Raw genomic sequence first — 6,315 nt, 5'->3', positions numbered from 1 at the left:
TCAAAAATGCCAAATCCTGGCGAATCAATGCCATCCAGACCCACCATCGAGCCGAACCTGCAAGCTGGGTGACCAAAATCCATCAAAGCCGGCTTGACTCAGCGTGAAAGAGGCAGTCTGATGAATAAGCTGGGTTAACTGTTATCCGCGGCGCTCTCAGCTTTCAGATTGGCTCGTTGGGCTGAGTCGAAGCGGGCTCGCTTTGTTCAACCTGCTCGCTCTGCCATTCGCCGTAGGTCTTCCGCGTTGTTTTCTCAAGCCACGTAGTGCGCCCGTTTGCAGGCCGCCCCGATATGACCGCAGCGGCAGCGCTGGGGCTGGAAAAGGCCTGATCCGTGGTGAAATGAATATGGCCTGACGAATCGGCCGCCAGCACGCCGCTGTCTTTCAGTTCATTGTAGAGCGCCTGATAACTGGCATATGTGCTCTTGCTCGACCAGGTCTTGCGCGCTCGGCTGCCGGCCAGCACAACAAGCTCGCCGTCCACTTCCCGGGCTTCTGCCGTGATGTCGTACTTGGGGATTTCCATGACGAACGTCGCCGCCGGCTGGTGCTCGTCGTTCTGCTGTTTGAGTCGTTCGGCAAGCTTTTGCTGATCGCGCAGAAAATCAAAGCCGAGCACCGGCAGAATGATGCGTATCTGTTCTGTAAAGAACGCCATGTCCGCCCGATCGGATTCCGGCAGGTTGCCGTAGTCGTGCGCGGTGCCGTTGAGCAACAGGCAGCCACCCGATTGCCCGGCAAGGGCAATCAGCCGGCTCTCCAGGAACTTTACGTGGGCCTTGGTCAGATTTTCATCCTTGCTGGTCACCAGACAGACTCGTTCCCAGAAGTCCTTGCCGCCCTTGCCGGCCTTGCCCTCTGGCCGGTTGTGCTGCGTCAAGCGGGCGGCCACATCATCGGATTCGCCAATATAAACCTGCGGGCGCATCGGGTTGTCCGGGTCCGGGCCAACCAGAAAGTAGACGCCGGTACGGCCGCATTCCTTGCGCTTGATCAGCTCTTTCAGCTTGCTGCGCGGCCCCGTGAGTGCATGCCCGGTCCAGTTAACGATTTCGGCGGTCAGCAGGCCGTTGGGCGTGCCGTCGACCAGAAAGAGCCGGATACTGCGTCCCTGTTTCATACGGTCTCCGTTTGAGTTGCCTCAGCGGAAGTCGATGAACCTGCTGGCGGCTGCCAGCCGCGCACGTCGATCTTGCCGGTCACGGCGGCGGAGATCAGGGCGGAGCGGCGTTCCTGGAGCAGCTCGATGGCTGATTCAGCTTCTTTCACCAGGGCATCGATGCGGGCGGTTTCTTGGTCGAGGAAGGCCTGGATCATCAGCTGGTCTTCATAGGGTGGCCAAGCTATAGCGAAGTTTCGAACGAAATTATCAGGGACACGCTTTTGACCACCAGCGCCGTACATCTCTGATTCACCGAGCGCACGGAAAGACTCAGAAGTGCTGATCCGGTATAGATAGTCGCTCGTCGTCAAGCTCCCCTTGGGCCGCATGACAATGAGCTCAGTCGTGCCAAAGGCGATTCCCTGCTCGAGGTTACGCATGACAGCCCCTTTGCCGTTTTCAAAACACGGTGTAATCTTTGCAATGGCTACATCGCCCTCACGGGCATAGGTATATCCTGCCAAAACTTCGTCAATTGGTCGCGTTTGATCGAGAGACAGGGTTCCATCTTCTCCTATGGACTCCATAGGAATGAAAGTGACTGGTGTGCCGGGAGCTAAAGAACGGACCTCAGACTTTGATGGGTTCAGCTCAATTGCATATCTCAATCGCTTGACATCCCAATGGGCCGGCACCTGGCCCAGCCACTCCACGCCGGAGTCTTTCATCGGCACGTCAGGGTCCAGCCCCTTGGTGACGGCATGGGAGATCACCGCCTGGCGCTTTTCCTTGAGCAGCTCGATCAAGCGCTGTTGCTCCTCGATCAGCGCGTCGATGCGGGCGGTTTCGTGGTCGAGGAAGGAGGTGATGGAGGCTTGCTCACATAGAGGAGGCGCTGTCACTAAGAGATCAGCCACATCTTCAAGTGAGAGCTGAATTTTCGTCCCGCCATAACCTTGGGAGGACAAATAATTCTTCCCGACATCCGACAACGTCACATAGGCAACCCAGCTAGGCAATAGCTTTCTCTGAAAGAGTCTCACAAGAGCTACATGCTGGCTGACATATGCCGTCTCAATGTCATTCGGGACCACTGCAACTGAGCCAAGGTAGGCAGTAATCGAAAACAGCACATCACCTACCTCGACCTTAGTGCGCTCGCCTTCTGATCCGCTAGGGATATTGACGTGCTGCAGATTGGTCAAATCTAGATCGATATGATCTCGGGTCAAATTTCCAATGCGGATGAATACTGCTCCGTCATCCGCGTAATGTGACGCCCAACCCCGAGATCCACTTGTGAGAAACTCCAGGTCACGCTTGATGGGAAATATTTTCCAATGCGCCGGCACTTCCCCCAGCCACTCCACGCCTGAGTCCTTGTATTCGGGATACCTGGGAAAGCTCATTTCTCGACGCTTCCTTCAGAATTGCTGCCCAATACAGCATGCCACTGATCAGGCAGGTGCATTGCAGACCGGGTTTCAGGGGGCTGCTCCTGGAGCAGGGCAGTCAGCCTGCGCGGCCAGGAAGTTTTTGGATTTATCCGCAGCATCAGGTGTCGCAGCATGGCCAGATGATTGTAAATCGCCCCGGATTTCTTGCCGCACGCTTCCGGGTGCAGCATTTCAGGCATCTTCTTGATGCGGGGGTACTTCTTGACGAACTGTCTGTTCCACACTCGGGCGTGGTGTGCGCACAGGTTTCTCAGGTAGCTGAGATTGTGGAGAACACCATGTACGATTTGCAGCGTTGGCAGGTTCAAATGCCGCATCAGCGTGGTTTGTACCTCCGTTCCGCGGGTCGCCTGTATCCAGCTGGATAGCGCTCCAAAGCTTATTGTTTCTGCGGTGACCCACATCGGTGGCAGACCCGGGTCGGCGTATTTATTCGCGTAGTGTTCCACGAAAACTTCGTTGCTTGCCTTCAGCGCTGCGGCTGCTTTGGCAATCTGATTGGCATGCCAGTAGGGACACTTGAAATGGGCGGCCTGCAAGTAGCCGTGCGGGCCGTGGCTGAGAGAAAAGCTGTTGACCCAGCAAGCGCGAATCGAAACTTCTATGCGTTCCAGGGCTTCGAGCAGCAGAATGCGGAGCTTGCGGTCGAAAACATAGCGCGTAAGCACGTGTTCGAATTCCGTGCCCGCGATAAACTCATGCGAGCGCTCAGCAGCGCGGGGCGCCGGCTTCTCGAATGGAAGCCAGTAGGCGCTCAAGCGGTAATAGCCAATATGTCGCAGGTAGTGGGCGGCGCGCTCGCGATCCGGGATCGACATGCCGCGTCTTTCCAGCAGCTCGATCTGCTCACGCAGGCTGGTGGCGGGCTTGTCGTAGATCATTCTGGCCGCCCCGGAAAAAGCAACCCCCCGGTTTGAGCGTCACCGCAGCGAACTGCGGGATAGGCCTGGGGGGTGTTGTTAAGTGAATAATGCCTCATTTGCGGGGGGGTTGTCAAATCAGCGCTGGCAGCGGCTGTGCAAAAGCCAACTTGTTGACTCTGTTTCATATTGTAATGACAGCGGCAGGCTCACACCGCCATCTCCTCGATCATCTGCTTGATGCGGTCGGTGCAGGCCTTGAGGTCGGCGTCGATTTCCTCCAGCGGGCGCGGCGGGGTGAATTGGTAGAAGTGGCGGTTGAAGGGGATCTCGAAGCCGACGATGCCGACCTCGCCGTCGAGCTCGTCGGTTCTGGTTTCGTCGATCCAGGCGTCGGGCACGTGGGGTTTGACCTCGCGCTCGAAGTAGTCATCGACAGATTCGCCCAGCGGCACGTTTTCATAATCGCGCAGGCCGGTGTCGGGCTCGGGGCGGCCCTTGCTGTCGCGGCAGATGTCGGCGTCCGGGTCGCGCTCGGACAGCGCGTTGAGCACCGCCCGCCGCAGCGGCGCGCTGACCTTCATGCCGTCGGGAAGATGCTGCTTGACGGCGGCATCCAGCGTCTGCAGGAAGGCGTCTCGGCTGGTGAAGAGCTGCTCTGAATCGAGGCTGGCGCAGGCGGCCTTGAGCGCTTCGCGCTGGTCGTCTTCAAGCCTTTGTATGGTGCGTTCCTCATCGAGCCGGGCCAGGCGCTCTTCGCTGGCCTGAAAGTTCAGCCGCAGCGGGCGCTCGATGGTGATGCGCCGGTAGCCGAAGGCCTCGATGGGAAAGATCTTGCTGTGGTCGGTCTCGTCAAAGGCGCCATAGAGGCGCACGATGGCGTCGATATCAGCCTCGGTCAGAAACTGGCGCTTGCTGCCGAGCGATTTGCGCATCTTGCTGTGTCGCTCGGTGGCGTCGATGAGCTGCACCTTGCCGCGGCGCTCGGCCGGCTTGTTGTTGGACAGAATCCAGACATAGGTGGCAATGCCGGTGTTGTAGAACAGATCAGTGGGCAGGCCGACGATGGCCTCGACCAGATCATGCTGCAGTAGGTAGCGGCGAATTTCCGACTCGCCCGAGCCGGCGTTGCCGGTAAACAGCGGCGAGCCGTTGAGGATGATGCCGATGCGCGAGCCGCCGTGGCGGCTGGAGCGCATCTTGCTGACCAGGTGCAGCAAGAACAGCAGCGAGCCGTCGGAAACCCGCGGCAGGCCGGGGCCGAAGCGGCCATCGAAGCCCTTGTGCTTGTGCTCGTCGCCGACTTCCTTGCGCACTTTCTTCCAGTCCACCCCGAACGGCGGATTGGCTAGCATGAAGTCGAAATGCTCGCCGGCCAGCTGGTCGTCGGACAGGGTATTGCCCAGCTTGATGTTGTCCACATCCTGGCCCTTGATGAGCATGTCGGCCTTGCAGATGGCATACGACTCGGGGTTGAGCTCCTGGCCGTGCAGCGACACGCTCATGCCGCCGCTGACCTGCTGGATATAGGCGTCGCTTTCCGACAGGAAGCCGCCGGTGCCGGCGGCCGGGTCATAAACGGTCACGATGCCGCCGGCCTTGAGCCGGTCGTCCTGGCCGGTGAGCACCAGCGAGGTGGCCAGATGGACGACATCGCGCGGGGTGAAATGCTCGCCGGCGGTTTCGTTGGAGCTTTCGGCAAAGCGGCGGATCAGCTCCTCGAAGATCAGCCCCATGCCGAAGTTGGAGATCTTTTCCGGGCGCAGGTCGAACTCGGCAAAGCGCTGCACCACCTGGAACAGCAGGTTGCTGGTGGTCAGCCGCTCGACAAAGTCTTCAAAGTTGAAGTGATCGAAAATCTCGCGCGCGTGGCTGCTGAACGATTCCACGTAGCCCAACAGATCCTGGGCCGTTTGGGTATCCGACAGGCTGGCCAGGGTCAGCGCCGAGCCGTTGAAGAACGGCTGCCCGGCCTCGCGCAGCAGAATCTGCTCGCGCACCGCATCGGGCTTGCCGGCATGCGCCTTCGCCGCCGCCTGCACCGCCTCGCGCGTGGGCGCCAGCACGCACTCCAGCCGCCGCAGCAGGGTAAACGGCAGAATCACCCGCCCGTACTGCGACTGCTTGAAATCGCCGCGCAGCAAATCGGCCACCGACCAGATCCAGGCCGCAACCTGAGAATGATTCTCTGTATTCATGACACCCTTCTTTGTGTTGAGTGGCCACACATCAGCCGCCAACGGCTCAGGGCAGTATATCAACGCGCGGGCTGGCCGCTAAACAGCGCTCAATATCCTGGCCCGGCTCCGAACCCGCCGTGGCATACAGATCAATCCAGGGCGATGTTGCCGAGCGGCGAATACGATAAGCCGAAGACATGATCTGCCCCTTGAGATGAGTTTGGGAGCGGATTGCTGACGCGGCAATGCGCGGGGAAGAGCGGTGCGGAATGGACGCTCACACCGCGGCCGTGGGACGCATCATCGGCTGCTGCGGCCAGTGCCCGATCCACCTGAACTTGCAGCGCGGGAATCGTTCGGACCACCGGCAAACGCGTGGAGCGCTTTGCGCGCACTACATTGTCGAGCCAGGGCAATTCCAACTCCAGCACCTTCTGGTAAAGAAACTGAATGGCGTTCAGCGCCAGATTCTGAGTCGAAGGCGCAACATGCCGATCGACCGCAAGATACGTCAAAAACGCCTCGACATGCCCCTTGCCCAGATCACGAGGATGCCGCAAATCGTGAAACCGGATAAACCGGGGAACCCAGTGCACGTATGCCTGCTCCGTCCGATAACTGTAATGCCCCGTGCGCAACACCCGCCGCATCCGATCCAGCAACTTCTCGCCCATGTTTGCTCTCGCAATGAAACCCGTGGCATATTGAATCGC

Annotated in this window: 5 protein-coding genes; all 5 read right to left on the bottom strand. The window is 59.2% G+C overall.

The window, feature by feature from the left end:
* Positions 1 to 163: 163 nt before the first annotated feature.
* Positions 164 to 1,123, bottom strand: coding sequence for a GIY-YIG nuclease family protein (locus tag ACEWQZ_RS07270; RefSeq protein ID WP_476482415.1), 960 nt, complete (start codon positions 1,121 to 1,123; stop codon positions 164 to 166).
* Entirely contained in the window at positions 1,120 to 2,514 is a 1,395-nt protein-coding gene (locus ACEWQZ_RS07265; protein WP_476482414.1) for a restriction endonuclease subunit S, read from the bottom strand. Before ACEWQZ_RS07265 ends, ACEWQZ_RS07270 begins: the two co-directional genes overlap by 4 nt.
* A complete protein-coding gene (locus ACEWQZ_RS07260; protein ID WP_476482413.1) occupies positions 2,511 to 3,443 on the bottom strand; it encodes an Abi family protein in 933 nt (310 codons plus the stop codon). The genes ACEWQZ_RS07265 and ACEWQZ_RS07260 overlap by 4 nt, the downstream gene beginning before the upstream one ends.
* A gap of 188 nt (positions 3,444 to 3,631) precedes the next feature.
* Positions 3,632 to 5,620, bottom strand: coding sequence for a type I restriction-modification system subunit M (locus ACEWQZ_RS07255; protein WP_476482412.1), 1,989 nt, complete (start codon positions 5,618 to 5,620; stop codon positions 3,632 to 3,634).
* 131 nt (positions 5,621 to 5,751) lie between these two features.
* Positions 5,752 to 6,276 carry a phage integrase N-terminal SAM-like domain-containing protein gene (locus ACEWQZ_RS07250; RefSeq protein WP_476482411.1) on the bottom strand — a complete coding sequence of 175 codons (525 nt, stop codon included), beginning with the start codon at positions 6,274 to 6,276 and terminating at the stop codon, positions 5,752 to 5,754.
* Positions 6,277 to 6,315 lie beyond the last annotated feature (39 nt).

The sequence above is a fragment of the Wenzhouxiangella sp. YN1 genome (assembly GCF_056324145.1).
This window is presented reverse-complemented; position numbering and strand designations above follow the sequence as displayed.